This is a genomic window from Taibaiella chishuiensis (assembly GCF_003014535.1).
Classification (GTDB): Bacteria; Bacteroidota; Bacteroidia; order Chitinophagales; family Chitinophagaceae; genus Taibaiella; species Taibaiella chishuiensis.
The window spans coordinates 61,093-79,413 of record NZ_PYGD01000014.1 but is presented as its reverse complement, the minus strand read 5'-3'; the positions used below and the strand labels follow the sequence as shown (position 1 = coordinate 79,413).

At 48.6% G+C, this 18,321-nt stretch carries 17 protein-coding genes; 3 read left to right on the top strand and 14 right to left on the bottom strand.

What is annotated here, in order from left to right; genetic code table 11:
- Positions 1-16: 16 nt before the first annotated feature.
- Positions 17-268 carry a DUF2062 domain-containing protein gene (locus tag B0I18_RS23525; protein ID WP_106525221.1) on the top strand — a complete coding sequence of 84 codons (252 nt, stop codon included), beginning with the start codon at positions 17-19 and terminating at the stop codon, positions 266-268.
- A gap of 50 nt (positions 269-318) precedes the next feature.
- On the top strand, positions 319-2,280 hold the full coding sequence (locus B0I18_RS23520) for a S9 family peptidase (RefSeq protein ID WP_106525220.1): 1,962 nt from the start codon (positions 319-321) through the stop codon (positions 2,278-2,280).
- Between the two features lie 121 nt (positions 2,281-2,401).
- Here B0I18_RS23520 and B0I18_RS23515 read toward each other — a convergent pair whose 3' ends face one another.
- The 9 genes from B0I18_RS23515 to B0I18_RS23475 all read right to left on the bottom strand — a co-directional run bounded on the left by B0I18_RS23515 (position 2,402) and on the right by B0I18_RS23475 (position 12,119).
- Positions 2,402-4,585: a DEAD/DEAH box helicase gene (locus B0I18_RS23515; RefSeq protein WP_106525219.1), complete on the bottom strand. Its 2,184-nt coding sequence runs from the start codon at positions 4,583-4,585 to the stop codon at positions 2,402-2,404.
- A complete protein-coding gene (locus B0I18_RS23510) occupies positions 4,585-5,904 on the bottom strand; it encodes an ATP-binding protein (protein ID WP_106525218.1) in 1,320 nt (439 codons plus the stop codon). Before B0I18_RS23510 ends, B0I18_RS23515 begins: the two co-directional genes overlap by 1 nt.
- On the bottom strand, positions 5,901-7,724 hold the full coding sequence (locus tag B0I18_RS23505) for a tellurite resistance TerB C-terminal domain-containing protein (RefSeq protein ID WP_106525217.1): 1,824 nt from the start codon (positions 7,722-7,724) through the stop codon (positions 5,901-5,903). The genes B0I18_RS23510 and B0I18_RS23505 overlap by 4 nt, the downstream gene beginning before the upstream one ends.
- 321 nt (positions 7,725-8,045) lie before the next feature.
- The gene (locus tag B0I18_RS23500) at positions 8,046-8,528 is read right to left on the bottom strand and encodes a hypothetical protein (RefSeq protein WP_106525216.1); all 483 of its coding nucleotides are present in this window, start codon (positions 8,526-8,528) and stop codon (positions 8,046-8,048) included.
- A 20-nt stretch (positions 8,529-8,548) separates the two neighbouring features.
- Entirely contained in the window at positions 8,549-9,193 is a 645-nt protein-coding gene (locus B0I18_RS23495) for an MgtC/SapB family protein (protein ID WP_106525215.1), read from the bottom strand.
- Positions 9,194-9,244: 51 nt separating this feature from the next.
- Positions 9,245-10,333 (bottom strand): peptide chain release factor 2, encoded by a 1,089-nt coding sequence (gene prfB / locus B0I18_RS23490; RefSeq protein ID WP_106525214.1) that lies wholly within the window; start codon positions 10,331-10,333, stop codon positions 9,245-9,247.
- A gap of 56 nt (positions 10,334-10,389) precedes the next feature.
- Positions 10,390-11,112 carry a (Fe-S)-binding protein gene (locus B0I18_RS23485; protein ID WP_106525213.1) on the bottom strand — a complete coding sequence of 241 codons (723 nt, stop codon included), beginning with the start codon at positions 11,110-11,112 and terminating at the stop codon, positions 10,390-10,392.
- 56 nt (positions 11,113-11,168) lie between these two features.
- A complete protein-coding gene (locus B0I18_RS23480; protein WP_106525212.1) occupies positions 11,169-11,732 on the bottom strand; it encodes a hypothetical protein in 564 nt (187 codons plus the stop codon).
- 66 nt (positions 11,733-11,798) lie between these two features.
- Complete coding sequence (locus B0I18_RS23475) at positions 11,799-12,119, bottom strand: rhodanese-like domain-containing protein (protein WP_106525211.1); 321 nt, start codon at positions 12,117-12,119, stop codon at positions 11,799-11,801.
- A 198-nt stretch (positions 12,120-12,317) separates the two neighbouring features.
- On the opposite strand from B0I18_RS23475, the gene B0I18_RS23470 reads away from it, so the two are divergent.
- Positions 12,318-12,608, top strand: coding sequence for a YtxH domain-containing protein (locus B0I18_RS23470; RefSeq protein ID WP_106525210.1), 291 nt, complete (start codon positions 12,318-12,320; stop codon positions 12,606-12,608).
- Between the two features lie 76 nt (positions 12,609-12,684).
- On the opposite strand, the gene B0I18_RS23465 is transcribed toward B0I18_RS23470, so the two are convergent.
- The 5 genes from B0I18_RS23465 to B0I18_RS23445 form a co-directional block, all read right to left on the bottom strand.
- A complete protein-coding gene (locus tag B0I18_RS23465) occupies positions 12,685-13,401 on the bottom strand; it encodes a head GIN domain-containing protein (protein ID WP_106525209.1) in 717 nt (238 codons plus the stop codon).
- 36 nt (positions 13,402-13,437) lie between these two features.
- Positions 13,438-14,433, bottom strand: a complete 996-nt coding sequence (locus B0I18_RS23460) for an AAA family ATPase (protein WP_106525208.1) — start codon at positions 14,431-14,433, stop codon at positions 13,438-13,440.
- 56 nt (positions 14,434-14,489) lie between these two features.
- Positions 14,490-14,822: a dihydroneopterin aldolase gene (locus tag B0I18_RS23455; protein ID WP_106525207.1), complete on the bottom strand. Its 333-nt coding sequence runs from the start codon at positions 14,820-14,822 to the stop codon at positions 14,490-14,492.
- Positions 14,823-14,909: 87 nt separating this feature from the next.
- Positions 14,910-17,849, bottom strand: coding sequence for a M16 family metallopeptidase (locus B0I18_RS23450; RefSeq protein WP_106525206.1), 2,940 nt, complete (start codon positions 17,847-17,849; stop codon positions 14,910-14,912).
- 124 nt (positions 17,850-17,973) lie between these two features.
- A complete protein-coding gene (locus B0I18_RS23445; protein WP_106525205.1) occupies positions 17,974-18,321 on the bottom strand; it encodes a DMT family protein in 348 nt (115 codons plus the stop codon).

The following is an 18,321-nucleotide window of genomic DNA, read 5'->3' as shown; positions in this document are numbered from 1 at the left end:
TTTAAAACCAGATATTATGCGTTACCAGGATCAGAAAAAGATATTTTACCTGCAACTCTTCATCGGGATGCTGCTGCTGGGATACAATGCCGGCAAACTGCTCAAAAACGGCTTCGATACCAGTACTGTAGATATACCGCTGGCGCTTGCCGTGGGCGTAGTGTTACCACTGGCCGGCTATTTCGGTCTGCGCAGGGTAAAGGCTACCGAGCAGCGCCAGAAAGCCCTGGCTGCCAAAGCAGATAACGGCACGGCACAGGACTGCTGAGTAAAAAAGAAAAAAAATGAATAATTTCACGAAATCAACCACACCCCGCTATGCGTACAACAATTTTCAGAACAATGGCCTTTGCTGCCCTTATCGGTAGTATGGGCGGCACTGTAGCCCAGGCACAAACCAAAGCAAAACCCGGTATGACGACCAACAACGGACCTTCCAGCCTGATCCCGATGAGAGACTTCTTCAGGAACTCCGAAAAAAGAAGCTTTCAGCTTTCTCCCGACGGCAACTACATTTCTTTTATGGCGCCTTTCAAAAGCCGTATGAACATTTTTGTACAGAAAACCGGCGATAAAAAAAGCGAGCCTGTACGGCTTACTTCGCTGGAGGACCGCGATATTGCGGGCTACTTCTGGGCCAACAATGGCCGTATCGCCTACCTGAAGGATAGTGGCGGCGATGAAAACTATCACCTCTTTGCCGTGAATATAGACGGCTCCAACGATAAAGAACTGACGCCTTTCGATAAGGTACGGGTAGACATTATCGACGATCTGCCGGAGCAGGATGATTATATGATCATCGGTCTCAACAAACGGAACCCGCAGGTAAGCGATCCCTATCGCCTCAATATCAATACCGGCGCACTGGAGCAGCTTTACGAAAACCCCGGCAACATTACCGGCTGGCAAACCGACCACGATGGCAAACTGCTGATCGCTTCCACCTCGGACGGCGTTAATACAACCCTGTTGTACCGCCCCAACGAGAAAGCGCCTTTTGCCGAAGTGATGACCACGAATTTTAAAGAAAGCCTTTCCCCGCAGTTCTTCGATCCGAAAAATCCGAGCGTGGTATATGCCGTAAGTAATATTGGCCGGGATAAGGCCGCAGCCGTGCGTTACGACCTGGTAAAGAAAAAAGAGCTGGAAGAACTCTACCGCAACGATAAGGTGGATGTGGAAGGCATCGGTTATTCACAGAAGCGTAAAGTACCTACATCTATTTATTATACGGTTGATAAAAGAGAGTTCCGGTTCCTGGATAAGGAAGCCGAAAGCCGCCGCGCCGAAATGCGTAAGCTGATCGACAAAGACCTGGAATTCGGTATCGCTTCCTCCAACAAGAATGAAGACAAGTTCCTGATCGTGACTTTCGATGATAAGACCAGCGGTTCCTATTATTTCTACGACCAGAAAGTCAAAAAAATGGAGAAGATCGCGGATATCAGTCCCTGGCTGAACCGCAGCGATATGGCCGATATGAAGCCGGTATCCTATACCTCGCGCGATGGTGTGACCATACATGGTTATCTTACCCTGCCTAAAGGAGTTCCTGCGCAACAGCTGCCTGTGGTGATCAACCCGCATGGCGGACCCTGGGCCCGCGATAAATGGGGCTTTAATCCCGAAATACAGTTCCTGGCCAACCGTGGTTATGCGGTATTACAGATGAACTTCAGGGGCTCTACCGGTTATGGCCGCGACTTTATGGAGAAGTCCTTTAAGCAATGGGGCCAGACCATGCAGGACGATATTACCGATGGCGTACGTTACCTGGTAAGCGAAGGTATTGCCGATCCTAAACGCATAGCGATATACGGCGGCTCCTATGGCGGTTACGCCACCCTGGCGGGCATTACCAAAACCCCGGACCTGTATGCCTGTGCGATCGATTATGTAGGTGTTTCCAATCTCTTTACCTTTATGAACACGATACCGCCTTACTGGGAGCCGTTCAAAAAGATGATGTACGAGATGGTAGGCGACCCGACCAACGAGGCCGACAGCACGATGCTGCGCGCCAACAGCCCGGTGTTTCATGCCGACCGGATCATTTGTCCTTTGTTCGTAGCACAGGGCGCCAAGGATCCGCGGGTAAACAAGGACGAAAGCGACCAGATGGTAGCAGCCCTTAAGAAACGCGGCATAGAAGTGCAGTACATGGTGAAAGATAACGAAGGGCATGGCTTCCACAACGAAGAGAACCGGTTCGAGTTCTACAAAGCCATGGAAGATTTCCTTTCGTTACACCTGAAAGGAAAACGCGAAACAAATTAATTTACCTTTTTTTGAGTGTCATAAATCTGACGTTCTAATTAGTCAACAAGCAAATGCCGGCTTTCCAGCCGGCATTTTTCGTGTAAAGCATGTTTGTGTAAGTATACCCCGGGAACTATGGTCAGGCCTTACCGGGTAACTGGTCCATAGAGGAAAATGGCGCCTGATTACCTTCGGTTTGTTGGGCTGCAAGAAAGGTAACAGTCTCCAAAAAGGCGCGTGTACCTTCAATATCATAAACCTTTTCTTTCGCAATAGCGATCCGGAGCGGCAGGGGTAATAAAAAAGCCCACTTCGTCACCTCACTCTTTTCCGGATTCGTTTCAGCTTGTGCTGACAGATAACCATCGATAGCTGAAATGGTTTCGGGAAGACTGCGCCACTGCGCCATGAAATCAGTGTATCCCAGTACGACTTCAAACGAATCTGTGGGCGGGTTAAACTGGGATGGAATTCCTTTAATATGGAACAAGAGCGCTATCGTGTTATTGATCTTCGTACTGGTAAAGGCAAATAGCTGTAATTTATTGCCGGTATCAATAAGCGGGCGTTGTACTGTGGGGTCTTCGATGGGTACTGCCCTAAAGTCTGATCTTATAACTTTAAGTTCGTCGACGCTGGCTTCGTCCAGGAAATCATAGCAATCACCGGTATAAATAATTTCCAGCATTTTCTGACGCACTTTTGCATGTACGTTTCCCGGTAAGCCGAGGAAAATGGGCTTCTTCCCGTCTTTGGCTACCGCTACTTCTATCTTTTTCGCTTTAAAGTCGATATCCCGTATTTTCCAGATTTTGGCGGCGAGCATAATATTCTGATCTACGAGAACCTGTGGCGTATAGGGTATTTCGCCAATCCTGTTGCCGGCATGGACGACTTTAAAGTGCTCCTCGGTAGTGAATGCGCTATAAAAATCCTTGTTGTTGACGACCTTTTCTCCCGTTACACCAATAATGAGTTCGCGGCCTAAGCGCTCGAGCATATCGGTATCGATAAGATGATTGATGATCGGGAGTATTTCGTTTTCTGCTATGGCCGCAAAGGCGTAATTACCCTTCAACTGTGCGATAAGTTGATCGGGGGCGATACCGGAAGTCCCTTTGACGATAGACAAAGCCTGTTGGGCAAGCAGGTCATATGGCTTTGAAGATTCAGCAGGGGGCTCGATAAAACCTTCCCGGTACAGCAGCCAGCACGCCATTGACTGAAGTAAGCTCCAGGGGCCTGTTGCATATAAGACAAGCGTACTGGCAGCGCCATCCCGGCGGCCGCTCCGTCCCAGTCTCTGGACCAATGAGGCGATACTATGGCTGGCGTCGATCTGCACCACTTCATCAACCGTGCCGATATCAATGCCCAATTCAAGCGTTGATGTGCAGGCGATACAAAAATTGTGGAGGGTATTGTTCTTCGCAAAATACTCGACATATTCTCTCTCGTCGCGGTCGACGGATGAATGGTGGGAAAAGTAATTGGGGTGCCCGTTTACTTTTTGCGAGATTTTCTTCAGCTTCACGGCAACCTCTTCCGCCCGTCCACGGCTGTTGGGAAATATGAGCGCCTTGTTGTCTTTTGTTTCCAGGTATAAATTTTTCAGCAAGGCAAGGGGCAGTTCATCTGTTCCGCCTGAAAAATAGCGGAAGGATACCTTTACCTCCTTGGGTGTCTTGTCCAACAAAACGGTCGTTTTACGGGATGGGCCGGCAAATGTTTTCGCCAGCTCATAATCCCCGATCGTCGCGGAAAGACCAATTACGCGAAAGTAATGCCGGTTAACGGTCTGGAGCCTGGAGAGCAGGGATTTGAGTTGGATGCCCCGGTCGGTTCCTAAAAACGAATGAATTTCGTCGATGACCACAAATTCCAAACCGCTAAACAACCGGATAACATTAAAAGGTTTGTTGACAAACATGGCTTCGATAGATTCAGGTGTGATCAGCATTACGCCTGAAGGGTCCTTAAGCAATTGGTCTTTTAATGATTTGTTGGCCTCTCCATGCCATTTGGTAACCGGTACTTCAAGGTTTTTGCATAATTCCTCTACCCGCAAAAACTGGTCATTGATCAATGCGATCAACGGAGAGATGTACAGTACTTTAATCCCCGGCGCATTAAAGTTGGCCGCAGACAGCACCGGCAGAAATGCAGCTTCAGTTTTGCCCGAAGCTGTACGGGAAGCTAATATATAGTTGTCCTCTGTAGTAAGAATCCGCTCGATAGCTGCGGCCTGGATGGGTTTTAGCTGTTCCCATTTCTTATCCCGGACATATTTGCGTATGGGTTCGGAAAGCAGGTTAAATGACATTATAATTCTTCTATATTATCAAGAGAAAATTCATTTGGTCTTTCGTCCCTAATCTCTATGTCGCCAAATAATTTTGATTTGTCAAGGTCCGGGTTTTGACGCAGGATATTGAGTATATTCAGGAAGTCGCGAATGACCTCTCTCGGGGTCAGGAATTCAGCTGCCCCGGGTTTGTTGAACATTTCCTCCATGAACTGAAGAATTTCTTCGTCGGTAATATCACTCTCCATCTTGTAATTGAAATCGAAGATATCCTTTAACTTATTGAGCAGAACGAATATCTCATTATGGTCGAGCGGTAGCAAACGGATTACAGGCTGCGCAAAATCCCGCACTCCGGCGGTTTCAAACCTGTTGGTCTCCAGTCTCGATTTCAAGGCATGATAACTGAATAAGCCCCTGCGTTCATTTTCCAGTACCTCTTTGGTTCCCGCAAAGTTGAAAAACAAGTTGGCTACTTTCCCCTGGAAACAGTCGTTATAAATGGAAAGGATTTTCTCATAGTTTTTTTCGCGCATTACTGAGGTGGATATTTTATAGAGATTGATCGCTTCGTCAAGGTTAATCATGAAGCCACTATAACCCATGCTCACAAAAAATTTGCAAAAGTTCTTCAGCATGTCGTAGAAATTGAGATCATTTACGATTTCCCGGACACCAAGATCCTGTTTAGCTTCCGTCTTCGTATGGTATTCGCCTTTCAGCCATTTAAGTGCATTCTTGCGCAGCTGATCATCGTCTTTGATATAACCTTCATAGTACTTCATGATCACGGTACCAAAGTCGAAGCCACCGACCTCGGTAATTTCATTGATCGTTTTCATGATATTACTTTGAACGAGGTTCAGGTATTCCTCGCTGCGTATTTGCGTCAAGGAAATATTATTCTTTTCCGCGGTTTGCGTGATGACCTGTTCAATCCATTTCTCCATTAAGGTCGGCAATGCGCCACCCTCTGGTTTTGTCTGGATCGCAATATTGTCCATAATGGCGGTATACAGAGCCACAGCTTTGCCATCGTTGGCATACAGGCGATTGTCGGGTGTAAAGTCTGCGTTTGCTACTACAAACTTTTGTTTTAACGCTACGGTATTGAGCAGGTGGAGCATGAATGATTTTCCGGATCCGAAATCGCCGATCCAGAATTTAACCATACTGTGACCATTCCTGACATCTTCCAGCGCGGTCACGAATGCGGCAATTTCCTCGGAGCGGCCCACTGTTATATGTTGCACCCCGATTTTGGGAACAACACCCCCGATCAATGAATTTATAATTGCAGTAGCTTCTTTAGGTTTAATGTTGATGTTGTTGGTCATGCTAATAGTTGATGATAATAGGTTGGATTAACGGTATAAAAGTCATTGTCTTCTTCAATGATAAGGTCATCCAGGAAGTCGAAGCAGGCTCCGTTGATACTTTCAATCAAATGATTTTTAAAGGAGCCATTGGATTTTGCAAAGCTTTCAAAGTCGCTTTGCGCCACCGAAAAGTTGTTTTTTACAAAGTAAATAAGCGATTGTTCCTGGATGCCGGTTAGCCCCAGGCCCGAAACATACAGGGATGGCCGTACCGCTTCAGATGGCTTATCTTCAGTTTGTAAATCTGCTTTTGGCCCGGTAGTTCCGGTAGCGGCCGGCACGGTAAGGGGCTGCGGGACATCATCCTCATCAGCCAGGATATCATTCAGCAGTAATACGGTATCGGCATGCCTGCTGCTGGCCTCTTGTATAGAGTTTATATCTAGTTCGATTTTCTTGCGTTTCAGGGCGTATACGGCCGGAACGGCGTCCAGGGCCGCAGCGAGATTATGATCCTTAATAAACTGGCTTACCAGGGTTTCAAATTTGTTTAATTGTTCGTCATTCGCAAAAAGGTTTTTCTGAATGCTTTTCGAATGTTTTTTGTAATCGAAAGTGGCGGATTTCAGGTCATAGTTGATATGATGCAGGTACAGTCTTAAAGCCGTTTCTTTGTCCTGTTTTGCCATGAACTTCGAGGCTTCGAAAAGAATGTCCTCAACAGAGGAATTCTTTTCGTTTTGTTTGGCCAATGCTACAACCGAATACAGGAACTCCTGCGGGTTGGATCCATGGTCTTTGCATATTTGGTCAAAACGGATTTTCCAACGGGTCGGGTTTAAAATGTTTAATGCAATGTCGGTATCATGATCCGGCAACTGGATCGTCGGGATTAATTCGGTTAACAAGTCCGTGTATTTCGAAAATACTTCTACTTTATACAAGGCTTCGGCCTCGTTAAGCCCGGTAAGCGGAAAATCAATGGTCAGTTTTCGTTTATGACCATATACCTCCCGGATCACGTTTTCGCATGTCCGGAACAGGTGCGCATAGAGTTGGCTGGAAAAAGACTGGACAAAATATTTATGGCTTTCACTGTCATTTTTGTAATTAAGGTGCCTGGAAGAGACGATCCCGGAGATCTTGTCGATAATGGCTTCTAATGAGGTATTGGCTTTTTTGTAGTCCTTTTCCAATTTACGAACAGACAAAAGGAATAACTTGATCAACTGCAAATAACAGGATTCAATAGCACAGAAGTTGTTGGTTTGTAGCCAAAGCTTATTGAGCAGGTTAACCTCTGCATCCGTCAGGTTTAATTTGGTCCTGAACCGAAGTCCCAGCTTCCAGTAATGTTCGTCGTGTGCTTGCTGCTGATTGTTCCCGGGTAGTCCGGGGGCCGCATCAGGGTATTTCAGTTTATTGAAGAAGGATTGGGCATACCGGTGTGTTTTGGGGTAATGCTGTGTTAGAATATTAAGCCATTTTTCCAACTGGGACAGGTTTTTATGCCTGTCATAATCATTCAGCAGGTCAAACAGGAGGATAAATGCGTAGTTTACGTTCCCGTTCAGATTAAGGCAGTTGCCTTGCAAAAACTCTACTTTAAACGTTCTATAGAAGTCTTTTTGTGCTTTTGAGGCTGCGTTTAATTCGTTATACGCATAAACGTAATGATGATCCCAATCGGGGACATGTAGTTTTTGTTCTTCTGAAGGAAGGTTCGTTCGCAAATCATAGGATATCGATGAAATATCGATAATGCCGTTATCATTGCCCGGGCCAGGTGTGGGATGCACTGAGGGCTGGGTTTCCTTGTCCTGAGGATTACTTTGCATCTTGCTTTTTGTTTTTCGTTGATCCGCTTTTCCCGGCTTTACCTGGTATTTTATCCGGAGTACTTGAACTCCCGCTCAACCCGATAAATTTCTACGAGTTAAATTACCTTCATATTGTTTCCGGGTAATGCCGGCGGTCCCGGGCTGCATAGGTAGACGCCGCTTCCGGGAATGATCCGGCCGGGGCAATAGGTATCCGACAAAGATAGATTTTTTCTTAAAATGTCTACAAGGGTAATAGTAAGATGAATACCCATTTTCGTGCCCCCTCTAATGTCCCCCTAGTTTACCTGTTGATTTTAGGTGTGGCTAATGGATTACCTACAGGAAACTCAGCAGGGGCGCTAGTTCCTGTTCGTAATCATATTGGAGGTCTTCGTGCAGTTTGCTGATCGCTTTGGCGATCTTATCGAGCTGGCGCTGGTAGAGGTTGGCCAGGGCGGTGCTGTTGCGTACGGGCAGGCCCGATTGCATCACTTTAAGGCAGTAGTACATCAGCACTTCTACTTCGGTTTGTTTGTTGCCGGAATACTTGATATACTTATTGGCCAGGCGTAATATTTTGCGGAGGTTCTTGGCGGCGTAGTAAAGACTGCCCCGGTTGATGCCGGCAAAGGCTTCATCCATTTCCTCCTGTATGCCGCGTATATAGCCCTGTTCGTTGCCGGCTTCGAACAAGAGGTAGGTAAGCAGCTCTTTGTTTTCCTTTTTATATTTGGCCAGGCGCAGGCACAACTCTTTTACCGCTTTGGGCGAAAGTTGGTCCAGTTCTTTTTTTACATCGGATAATGAGGCGGCTTGCATAAGCAGGATGGGAGCGGGGATCAGAAATCGAATTCGATAATATCGGGATCGTTCAGCAGGTGATGGATCATTTTTTCGTGGGCTTTCTCGGGTCCGTGCACCTGCCAGTTGCCGGTTATGGTATTGCCGCTGCGCGACTGTTTGCCGCGGTCGGCTTTGAGCTTGTATTTTTTGAACAGGTGCTCGTATTTTTTCAGTGTTTCGTGCTGGTAAGGCGATACAATGCGGTAAGAGCGGCTACGGTTCAGCCTTTCGATCACGGTTTGCATAGGCGACAGGAAAATGAGCACAATGATCACGGCAGCCGTACCTACCATGGCGGCCTGGAAGTGCCCCGAGCCGATGGCCATGCCGAGTGCGGCCACCATCCATATGGTAGTGGCGGTGGTGATACCCGATACCCGGTTGTCGTCTTTAAAAATAACGCCGGCGCCCAGGAAACCGATACCCGTTATGATATTGGCTGCGATACGGTCGGCGCTGGCCGGCATCCCGATCCTTACCGACAGGATGGTAAACAGGCAGGAGCCGAGGCTTACCAGGATCATGGTACGCAGACCCGCCGACTTGGAGCGGTATTCGCGCTCCGCACCTACGATAGCGCCTACCAGCAGGGCAATCAGTATGCGTACAATATCATCCGTAAGAAAACGCGAGATCTCCATAAATGCATCCTGTTTAAAAAACCGGCCACCCGGAGGCGGCCGTTGTATTACTTAGCTTTCGGCTTCCTGCATCATCAGGTAAGCTTTGATAAAGTCGTCTATTTCGCCGTCCATTACGGGCTGCACATTGCCCACCTCGTAATCGGTACGGTGATCTTTGATCATTTTATACGGGTGGAATACGTAAGAGCGGATCTGCGAGCCCCATTCGATTTTCTTTTTGGAAGCGTTGGTCGCATCTTTTACTTCCTGGCGTTTACGCATTTCTTCTTCATACAGGCGGCTTTTCAGCATCTGCATCGCTTTTTCGCGGTTGCCCAGCTGGCTGCGTTCGGTCTGGCATACCACCACGATACCGGTGGCCAGGTGGGTCAGCATTACCTTGGTCTCTACCTTATTTACGTTCTGTCCGCCCGCACCGCCGCTTCGCGATGTTTCCATCTTTACATCGCTGTCTTTTACTTCGATGTTGATGGTATCGTCGATCAGGGGATATACGTATACCGAAGCAAATGAGGTATGCCTGCGTGCATTGCTGTCGAAGGGCGAGATTCGCACCAGGCGGTGTACGCCGCTTTCGGCTTTTAACAGGCCATAGGCAAAGTCGCCGTCGAACTGGAAGGTACAGGTTTTAATACCTGCGCCGTCGCCGTTCTGCCAGTCGAGCTCGGTTACCGACCAGCCTTGTTTCTGGCCGTACATCCGGTACATACGGGCCAGTATTTCGGCCCAGTCCTGGCTTTCGGTACCGCCTGCACCCGAGTTGATCACCATTACGGCAGGCATTTCATCTTCAGGCTGGTTAAGCGTGGATTTAAATTCGGCCTCGTCCATTTTTTTGATGGCAAGCTCATAGGCTTCCTTGGCTTCTTCTTCGGTAGCTTCTCCTTCTTTCCAGAAATCGAAGAGTATGGCGAAGTCTTCGACCGCGCTTTTAACCTGTTCGTACAGGTCGATCCAGTATTTATTGGCGTTTTGCTCTTTAAGCACAGTCGTAGCGCGCTCGTTATCGTCCCAGAAGCCCGGCGACAAGGTTAGTTGTTTATCGCTTTCGTACTTGGCTTTCCGGTCTCCTACTTTCAGGTATCTGTCCAGGTGAGCTACGCGTTCCCGTAGTTCTTTCAGTTGTTCAGCAGTCATAATTAACGCAAATATAAGACGAATAATGGATTTGAATCCCCAAGGGCAGGAGGCGTTTACCAGCCGCTTGCCAGCACATCGGCGATATGCATGGTTTTCAGATCCACGTTGTGCTTGCGGATATAGGTGTCTATATGCATCAGGCAGGAGAGGTCGGTAGAGATGAGGCATTGCGCCCCGGCCGCCACGGCGCTTTGTACTTTGGTATAGGCCATACCGGTGGATATGGGTTCGTATTTAACGGCAAAGGCGCCTCCAAAGCCGCAGCAGGTCTCACATTCCTTCATTTCGGTCAGCTCCAGGCCCTTTACCTGTTCCAGGAGCTGCCGGGGTTGTTGTTTAACACCGCATTCCCGCAGCGTGCCACAACCGTCGTGGTAGGTGGCACGGGTATGCAGGCTGGCGCCTACATCGGTTACATGCAGCACATTGACCAGGAATTCGGTAAACTCGAACAGCTGCACTTTTACTTTTTTATAGTCGTTATGCTCGGCCGAATTTTCAAACAATTTCTGGTAATAATTGCGCACATAACCCGTACACGAGCCGCTCGGGGCAACGATATAATGGTCGGTTCCCGAAAAGTCCTTCAGGAATTTCCTGCCTATAGCCTTGGCCTCATCCCAATAGCCGCTGTTAAAGGCCGGCTGGCCGCAACAGGTCTGCTGGTTGTTATACTGTACCTCGCAATTGAATTTTTCCAACACTTTCACCATATTGAAACCCGTTTCGGGAAACAACTGGTCAACAAAACAGGGAATAAATAAGTCCACCTTCATAATAAAATCAAATACCTTTTGCCGGCAACGGGCCGGTGTGTCTATTCCATGTTCTTTTAATCCAGCAGGCGCAACAGCTTATTGTCGATCGCCTGGTAAAGATGCAGCGGGTTGAGGGTGCGCCAGTTCGGATACTCCATCAGGAAGCTGTAATGTTCCAGTTTGGCCTGCCTGATCTCCTGGTGGGAGTGTTCGGGCATACCCAGGAATACGATCCAGCCGCCTTCGTCCTTGATGTCATCGTTCCATTCTTCGTAATAGCTGTCGTCGCTGCTATGGAAGTTCAATACATTTTCGGTGATCAGGATATACTTGGTAATACCCTGCGCGATCATCGGGTCTATGATGGCTCTTTTGAGCGTTTCGATATCGTTTTCGACGGCATCATTCCATTCCCCGATAAATTCTATGATCGCAAAGTTCTGATCGTAGTCTACGTAAAGGATCTTTAAATAAAGCGTACGCGAACCGAAATCATCCCATTGCGGATGAATGTAATAGTTATAGACCGTATTGGAAAATTCGAATTCGCTGTGTTCTTTACCGAAGAAGGGAGAACGTTCGTCCTCCTCTGCGGTATAGAGATGTCGCCAATTGTAAAATGGTTCTAATTCGTGCATATATCGATCGCGGTTCCCCAGTCAGAAAAACCGAAATTGGGGCATAAGGTTCGGAAGGAGGCAATTTTACTTGATCTGTGCATTGCCGAATTTCTGCTGCCAGTCGAGAATTCCGCCGGTTACATTTACGGTTTTGGCAAAGCCCATGGTGTCGAGCAGCATACAGGCTTCCATGCTGCGTTTACCGCTCCTGCAGTGTACGATCACTTCGTCCTGTTTCCAGTCGTCGATGGCTTCGGTATCCATGTTACGCAGCTGGCTCAGGGGCAGCAGGGTAGCGCCGATGTTTGATTCGGCGTATTCGTTGGCTTCTCTTACATCCAGTACATGCAGTTGTTCTCCGGCATCCAGGCGCGCTTTCAGTTGCTCTACGGTTATATGTTCCATTTTGGTTGGTTTGTTGTTTTGTCAAAAAATTGGGTGCAAAGTTACTTTTTCTTCTAACACAATACTAAAATTCAGACCAATCCAACTTTATGGCCTGATCTATGTTTGTATAAAAGTAATGATTTACCAAAAAATGCGGTGCATTTTAATGGTAAACATTTAAATTGCTTACAATTAATCACATAAAACCTGTTCGTAATGAGATTCAATAAATTCATGGCCGGTGTTGTTTCCGGCGTGGTACTTGGCTTACTGGTAGCGCCACAGAAAGGTAAAGAAACACGGCAAAAGGTAAAGGAAACCGCGGAAGCCTGGAAGTCGCGTCTGGTGCATCTTTTCGGAAAAGGAGAAAATGAACTGGATGAACTGCAGCATATACTCGAAAACGAAACCACGGACCTGAGTGAGGATGTACGGCAAAAACTGTTAAAACTTGTAGAGGAAAACAGGAAGACCTATCAGCATGCCCGGCTGGAATCCCTTTCCTGAGTTCCTTTAAGGGTGTAGTCTATAAAAGAAGCTCCTGCCACGGCAGGAGCTTCTTTGCGTATATAGGGTATAAGATTTAATCGGCGGAGCTGATGCTGCCCGCGCCGGATATGTCTTTCTTGATATTGGCGGGTTTGCCTTTGTAGGACACGTCGCCTGCGCCGCTGATCGATACATTGAGCGACTGGGAGGCGTATACCTTGGCGTTGCCGCCGCCGGAGATGTCCAGGCTTGTATTTTCGGTCAGCAGTTCGAAACAGTTGATCGAGCTTGCTCCCGATGCATCTACCGAGAAATCGCGGGTCTGGCCTTTAAGGCGGATCTCGCTGGCTCCCGATGCATCCACATCGATTTTAGGGGCATCTATTTCGAGACGGGTTTCGCAGGCGCCGGACAGCCCGATTTTTACATCGGCCTTGCTGGTCAGCCGGCCTTCGCTGATAAAGGTACAGGCCCCGGAGCCTTCTATGTCGCGGTATTCGGGGGCGGTAATATATACTTTCAGCGGGTGGGTAGGCCGGATCGAGGTATTGTTTTTAAAGTCGATCTTTAATTTATCGCCTGTTACCTGGAGCTCCATCAGGTCGATAATGTTCTCTTCGCCTTCTACTTTTACTTTATACTCGGAACCCTGGGCCAGGTGTATCTCGAACTGGGAGCTGGCGTCGATATCTTTAAATCCCTTCTGTTCAAAGTTGCGGGTAATTACATGCCCGTCGCCCTTTACGGAGTTCATATTACAGGCGGAAAAAGCGAACAGGGCCAGGGAGCAGGCCAATACTAATTTTTTCATAAATGATCTGGTTGGTGTTACTATTAAATAGCTTGTTTAGCCTTGCAGTTTGAGTTTGGACAGGCGATCCATTTCTTTTTGCAGGATCTGGTCAAAAGCCTTGAGCCTGCCTTCCTTGTTGCGGTAGATCAGGCGGTGGTCCAGTACGCTGCGGGCTATATCTTGTACATCGTCTTCGATCACGAAGCTCCTGCCTTTTACGAGTGCATAAGCACGCAGGCAGCGCAGGAAGGCAATACCGGCGCGGGTACTGGCGCCCAGGGTAATTTCGGGATGCTCGCGGGTACCGCGTACGATATTGGCCGTGGCCTGTATGATTTCGTCGTGTACAAATACCTGCTCGGCCTCTTTTCGCAGGCCCAGCACATCTTCCAGGCTTAATACCTGGTCCAGGTGCTCCAGGTTATCCTGTATGGTGGCATAGTTACGGTAGATCTCCACTTCGGTAGCGGCATCCACATACCCGAAATAGATCTTCATAAAGAAACGGTCCAGCTGGGCGGCGGGCAGGGGATAGGTGCCTTCCATCTCGACGGGATTCTGTGTGGCAATGGTAAAAAAGAGGTCTTCCAGTTTGGTGGTTACATCGCCTACGGTAATCTGGCCTTCTGCCATACATTCCAGCAGCGCGCTTTGCACCTTAGGCGAGGCCCTGTTGATCTCATCGGCCAGCAACACATTACAGAAGAGCGGTCCTTTTTTAAATATGAAATCGGTATTCTTTTCGTCGAACAGGTGCGAACCGATCAGGTCCATCGGCAACAGGTCGGGGGTAAACTGGATACGTTTGAAGAGGACATTGCCCGCTTCGCCCTTACCGCTTATGGAATGGGCCAGGGTACGCGCCAGTACTGTTTTACCGGTTCCGGGGTTATCTTCCATCAATACATGCCCCTTGGCCAGCAGGCAGGTAATCACCATTTCTATCTGCGGGCGTTTGCCACGGATAACGCGTTCCATATGCGCGATCAGCTGCGGGATGCGGGCGGCGGCATTATTGCCGGTTTGCGTATACGCTGTGTTTTCTTCCATTTTTGATCAAATCAGTTTGCAGTATACAATGTTAGCAATTTATTTGCTTGTTACCATCAGGATTCCCATTTTACCTCCGAATGGGCAACAGTGCCGGGCATGGGCGGGTTGAGCTTGCGCACGGCCACGCTCAGTTTGCTGCCGGGGTACTCCAGGTTTATGGCCGTTACAATACGTTGTACCACGGTTTCCAGCAGGGCGGCCGGCTCGCTTACCGATGCGGCGGCAATGCTGTGCAGCCGGGTATAATCGATCAGGGGCAGGGTATCGATACCCGATTCGACCGATACGGAGATCTGCATTTCGATTTCGTTGAGCAGGAAAGCCTCCTGCGGGTAAAGGCCTATCGCGGCGTGAAAGCGCACACCGGCAAGGGAAACGGTAAGCATGGTAATGTTTTAGGAGGCAAAGCTAATACAATAAACAATGGCATCCATAAGACCGGATGCCATTGTTTGTACAGGGAAAAGATGCGGTTAGTAACCGAATATTTCTTCGAGCGTCAGTTTTTTGAAATCGCCCAGTTTTTTCATTTCTTCTTCCTTCAGTTTGTCCTGGTTGGCTACAATACAGTAGGTATACGGTTTTGCGCTCAGTTCTTTCTGGTGGAAGTTTTTAAGATCGGCAAAGGTAAATTTCGGTACGGCCTCGTAGGTGTTCTTACGGATATCGTAGTCGCGGCCCATACGCTCTGCGGTCAGGTAGCTGAATAAGATGCCGTCCTGGGTAATACGTTCGGTAGCCAGTGTTTTCTGTACACTTGTTTTGGCAGTTTGCAAGGCCTTATCCGACTCGGGCAGGTTATTGAGCAGTTCGTTCATAGCGGCAACGGCATCGTTAAACTTGTCGGATTGGGTACCTACATAGGCCATGGCAACATTACGGTATTCCTTGCGGGCCGGCGGGTTGAAGTAGGCATAAGTAGTATAGGCCAGGGCTTTGGACTCGCGGATGGTCTGGAATACGATAGAGCCCATGCCGCCACCGAAATATTCGTTGAACAGTGTTACGGTCGGGATCTCGCCGGCCTGGTAAGGATCGGAGGTGCGCAGCCAGTTGATCTCGGCCTGTACCATATCGTAATGGGTAAACAGCACCTTATTACTGCCCTGGGTCTGCTGGATAAACTTCTTGGTAACGGGCGGCGCTTTGATGCCACCGGCAGGCGTTGTATGGATGCCGGCCAGGCTGGAAGCGAAGGCAGTGGCGGTCTGTGGACCGTAGTACAGTACGCGGTGCGGATAGCCGGCCAGGTTGTGCAGTACGTTTACCAGGTCTTCGGCAGTAAGGGCATTCAGTTCGGCATCGCTCAGTTCGTTATTGAAAGGGTTGCTGCTGCCGTACTGTGCGTAACTGCTCAGGCCGCGCATAATCTGTCCTTTGTTCAGTTTTTTGTTGGCACGGGCTTTCTTCAGCCTGGTTTTAAAGGCCTCGAGCGCTTCGGTATCGGGCTGGCAATTGCGCAGCAGGTTATCGAACATGCTTACTGCCTTACCCATGTGCTCCTGCAGGCCATCGATGCTTACCGTCGTGTTTTCGCCGCCGGCATTGATATTGAAAGAAGAGGCAATCTGGTAGAAGTCTTTGCTGATCGCTTCAGACGATTTGTCTTTGGTACCCAGGAACTCCAGGTATTGCGTAGCGATTGGCAACAGTTTGCTGGCCCAGCTGCCGGTTTCATATTGGTAGTAAACACGGAACAGGTCGTTGTCCTTGTTCTGTACCGCCAGTACTTCGTAAGTGCCGGCCTTGGCTTTCTGGATATCTTTTTTGTAATCGAGCCATACCGGGTTGATCTTGTTTTCCGGCATTGCATTTACCTTTTTCAGGAATGCAGACTGGGCTTCGCGGTTTACTTCTACCGCGGTGATCTCCGGTTTGTCTACCTTAACGATGTTCTTGTCTTCGCCCTGGCGTTTGTATACCGCCACGTAGTTATTGGCCAGGTATTTGTTGGCAAAGGTCATGATATCCTGTTTCGTGATCTTGCTCAGGTCGTTTACATAAGCCACACGGCTCTGCCAGTCTACATCCGAGGTGAAGTTGTTCATCAGCTCATCGGCCCTGTCGGAGTAGCTTTCGTTACGCTCGATGATTTTTTTCTTTTCGTTGTTGACGATAGCCTGGATCAGGTCGTCGGAGAAGTCGCCTTTTTTCAGTTTGTCCAATTCCGCCAGCATCAGGGCTTTCACATCGTCCAACGACTGTCCTTCCACGGGGTTACCCTGCAGGATCAGCACGCTGTAGTCTTTCAGGATATAGGGGAAAGCGAAGGCCTGCAGCAGTTTTTGTTTTTTTACCAGGTTCAGGTCGATCAGGCCGGCTGAGCCATTGGTCAGGATATTGCCTACCAGTTCCAGCATCTGTGCATCTTTGGTAGCGGCGCCCGGGAAGCGGAAGCCCAGCATCACGCGCTCCGGTTCCGGACCGGTAACGTTTACGTTGATGGGCGCTTTAATCGGCTCTTCAGGTTTAAAGGTATAAGCCGGTACGGGTTTGGATTGCATATAGCCAAAGTCCTTATCGATCTGGCTTACCACCTGGTCGGGGTTAAAGTCGCCCGACATAATGATGCCCATATTGTTGGGCACATAATAGGTACTGTAGTATTTGCGTATTTCGACCAGCGAAGGGTTTCTCAGGTGTTCTACCGTGCCCAGGGTGGTCTGCTTGCCATAATTATTGTTCGGGAAGATGGTGGCAAACATGGCTTCGTTTACTTTGCGGCCGTCGTTGTCCAGCCCGCGGTTCTTCTCCTCGTATACCGCTTCCAGCTCGGTATGGAACAGGCGCAGTATCGGGTTACGGAAGCGTTCGGCCTGTATGGCCAGGTATTTATCCAGGGTATTGCTGGGTACGTCTTCGGTATATACGGTCTGCTCGAAAGAGGTAAAGGCATTGGAACCTTTAGCGCCTATGGATGCCACCATTTTATCGTATTCGTTGGCAATAGCGTATTTGGCTGCTTCGCCCGAAGTTTTGTCGATCTGTTTATAGATCTCTTTACGTTTGGCTTCGTCGGTAGTCTTGTTGTATTGTTCGTACAGGGCGTCGATCTGGTCGAGCACGGGTTTCTCTTTAGCCCAGTCGAGCGAACCAAACTGGTCGGTGCCTTTAAACAGCATATGCTCCAGGTAGTGGGCCAGGCCTGTATTGGTAGCCGGATCGGTTTTACTGCCGGCTTTCACCGCGATAAAACTCTGTATCCTCGGCTCTTTTTTCGAAGGACTGAGAATGACGGTAAGGCCGTTCTTTAACGTGTAAAAACGCGATTGGGTGGGGTCGTTGGTTACATACTTGTAGGTGTAACCGCCGGAGGAAGCTTCCTTCCATTCAAATTTTTGCTGTGCGAAAGTGGCCTGGCCGATACCGGCTGTCAACAGGAAAGCCACCCCGGCATAACGGAGTAATTTCATAATGGTGAATTTATTTATGGATCAGCCAAAAATAAGCCCTAATTCAGGCTCCTGCTAATATTTTGCCAAAATACCCCCAACGGGGGGAAGCGGGGGGACTGGGGCATCCGTTACTTTGGCGGCGTTATTTGCTTTGGGGCAGGAACATGAAATAAACCGCCCCGATAATAAGCAGGAAGGCCACCAGGTAATTCCAGCGGAACTGCTCTTTTAAAAAGAAAATGGCAAACAGGAAGAACACCGTAAGGGAAATGATTTCCTGGATGGTTTTAAGCTGGAAGGGACTGAAGCCCTCAAGCTTACCGAACCTGTTGTTGGCCGGTACCATAAAGAGGTATTCGAAAAAAGCAATGCCCCAGCTGATCAGCACCAGTTTGAGCAGGGGCATGTCGGAGGTATCCTTTTTCAGGTGACCGTACCAGGCATAGGTCATAAAGCAGTTCGAAACAAGCAGGCAGGCAATGGTGCGCAT